Here is a 2,833-nt window from a genome sequence, read left to right as displayed (position 1 = left end):
CCACAGCGTGTCGATGCCGGCCGCGTCCAGCTGCACGATGAACTGGGTGGCGCTGGCCCCGCCGCCGACCACCAGGGTGCGCCGGTTCGCGAACTGCTGGACCCCGGTGAAGTTCCGGGTATGCACCTGCAGGCCGGTGAACGTGTTCATGCCGCGGTAGCTGGGCCAGAACGGGTTGCTCCAGGTGCCGGTGGCGTTGATGACGGTGATGGCCCGCAGCCCGGTTCCATCAGCCAGTTCCACCTCGAACCCCGCCGCGGAACCGGTTGCCTTGCGACTGACCGAAACCATCGGGCCCGAGCGGTAGACGGGCAGGCCCATGTGCTGTTCATACTCCCCGTAGTAGCGGCTGACCACGGCCGAGGCCGGCTCGGTGGGGTCCGGGGTGGCCAGTTCGAAGTCCGGAAGGGGGTGCAGGTGGTGGGCCTTGCCGAACGTCAGTGAGTCCCAGCGGTCCCGCCAGGCCCCGCCGGGTCCGTCGTTGGCGTCGAGCATGACGAAGTCCACCCAGGGCCGCATCCCCCTGCGCAGCAGGTGGTATCCGGCCGACAGGCCGGCCTGCCCGGCGCCGATGACCACCGTACGGTACCTGGTGCGCAACTTGCCGCGATCCACCGTTGAGCTCACTCCTTGACTCGTGCCATCCGGTTCGGGGTCACCCGCCAAATTATATTGACGTGTCAACCTCCTACCCGTTGCAACGCTCACATGACGTGCAACATTCCCGCCGCATTCGATAAACTCGGTGACGGACTGAACTTCAACTCGTAACTGGCGTTGGGTGGATCACCACCGGGGAGCGAAAACCGACATTCCACCGCAGACCGCGCGCCTGGGTTTGCGGAACCTGACCATCGACGATGCCCCGCCCGGCCGGGGCTCGCGAACGAAAGGACACCCCATGACCGCCCAGATTCTCGACGGCAAGGCGACCGCAAAACAGATCAAGCAGGAACTCACCCAGCGGGTCGCGGCCCTGCAGGAGCGCGGGATCACCCCGGGGCTGGGCACCATCCTGGTCGGCGATGACCCGGCATCAGCCTGGTACGTGCGCGGCAAGCACCGCGACTGCGCGGAGGTGGGACTGGAGTCCATTCGCGTGGACCTGCCCGAGCAGAGCACCCAGGAGGAGCTGCTGGCCAAGGTGCGCGAGCTGAACGAGGACCCGGCCTGCACCGGCTACATCGTGCAGCTGCCGCTGCCCAAGCACATCGACCAGGACGTGATCCTGGAGGCGATGGACCCGGCCAAGGATGCCGATGGCCTGCACCCGATGAACCTGGGCCGACTGGTCGCCAACGTCAACAAGCCGCTGACCAGCCCCGCCCCCTGCACCCCGGCCGGCTGCGTGGAGCTGCTCTCGCGCCATGGGCTGGATTTGAAGGCAAGCACGTGCTGGTGATCGGCCGCGGGGTGACCATCGGACGTCCGGTGGGCCTGCTGCTGACCCGCCGCGATGTGAACGCCACCGTCACCCTGGCCCACACCGGAACGACCAATCTGCCCGAGCTGCTGGCCCAGGCCGACGTGGTGATCGCCGCCGCGGGACAGGCGCACATGGTCAAGGCCGACGCGATCAAGCCCGGCGCGATCCTGCTGGATGTTGCGTCTCGCGCGTTGATGGCAAGGTCACGGGATATCGATCCGGACGCCGCGCAACACGCCTCCTGGATCTCCCCGAACCCCGGCGGCGTGGGGCCGATGACCCGGGCGATGCTGCTGGCCAATGTGGTGGAAACCGCCGAACGCCAGGCCTCCTAGCCACCCGGGCGCCTCCTTGCCGACGCGCGGCGTCGGCGGCGGGGGAACGTAAGCGAGAAAGGCTTGGGCCCTGCGGTTTTTCCGCAGGGCCCAAGCCTTTGTCACAGCTCCGGTGCCGGCCGCTGGCCGGGGCGTCGAGCCGGAACTACTTCACCGGTTCATTCTCGGTCGCGGGCCCGCGGCCCACCACCAGTGCCCCGACTTCCTGTTCCGCCTGGTTCGTGTAGGACAGGTCGATGCCCTGGCGGTCACGGATCAGGCTGACCACCAGCAGGGAAACAATGCAGAAGGCCAGCAGGTACAGCGCCACGGCGTTCGTTCCGCCGGTGGCCTGCACCAGGGCGGTGGCGATGGTCGGGGCGAACGCGCCGCCGATGATCGCGCCGATCGCGTAGGAGATCGATACCCCGGAGAAGCGCACCGAGGCCGGGAACATCTCCGAGTACAGGGCCGCCTGCGGCCCATAGGTCAGCCCCAGGCCGATGGAGAAAACCCCGAAGGCCAGGTACAGCATCACCAGCGAACCGGAGTTGACCATCGCGAAGACCGGGAAGAGGGAGAGCGCCAGCACGATGAAACCGATCTGGTAGGTGCGCACCCGTCCGATCCTGTCGGCCATGATCCCGGAAATCAGGGTCATCACCAGCCAGATCGCGGCACCAAAGGCCACGGCCAGCAGCACGTCGGTGCGCTCCAGGCCGATGGGGCCTTCGGGGTCGGTGGTGTAGTTCTGGAAGAATCCGCCGGTGGTCATGTACCCGGCGGCGTTGTTGCCGGCGAAGACGAGGGCGGCAATCAGCACCAGCGGCCAGTGCTTGCGGAACAGCTCCACGACCGGAACCTTGGTCTGGGCCTTCTTCTCGGCGATCTCCTCGAACACCGGGGACTCATCGACCGCGCGGCGTACGAAGTACCCGATGATGATCAGTACGAAGCTGACCAGGAACGGCACGCGCCAGCCCCAGTTCAGGAATGCGTCGCCGGGGGAGATGACCCCGGTCATCAGCGCCATCATGCCCGAGGCGAGCAACATGCCCAGCGGCACGCCCACCTGCGGGTAGGCTCCGGCCCG

General features: G+C 67.3%; 2 protein-coding genes and 1 pseudogene. 1 reads left to right on the top strand and 2 read right to left on the bottom strand.

Annotated features, from left to right (window positions below; all coding sequences use genetic code 11):
• The coding region (locus tag JCM19049_RS11065; RefSeq protein ID WP_279403013.1) for an NAD(P)-binding domain-containing protein at nucleotides 1-615 on the bottom strand (615 nt) is incomplete at its 3' end.
• Between the two features lie 286 nt (nucleotides 616-901).
• Here JCM19049_RS11065 and JCM19049_RS11060 point away from each other — a divergent pair.
• Nucleotides 902-1,761: pseudogene (locus tag JCM19049_RS11060) on the top strand (bifunctional methylenetetrahydrofolate dehydrogenase/methenyltetrahydrofolate cyclohydrolase).
• Nucleotides 1,762-1,906: 145 nt separating this feature from the next.
• Here JCM19049_RS11060 and JCM19049_RS11055 read toward each other — a convergent pair.
• A partial coding sequence (locus JCM19049_RS11055) for an MFS transporter (protein WP_279403012.1) occupies nucleotides 1,907-2,833 on the bottom strand: 927 nt, incomplete at its 5' end.

The organism is Arthrobacter sp. JCM 19049, from assembly GCF_001310435.1.
This window is presented reverse-complemented; position numbering and strand designations above follow the sequence as displayed.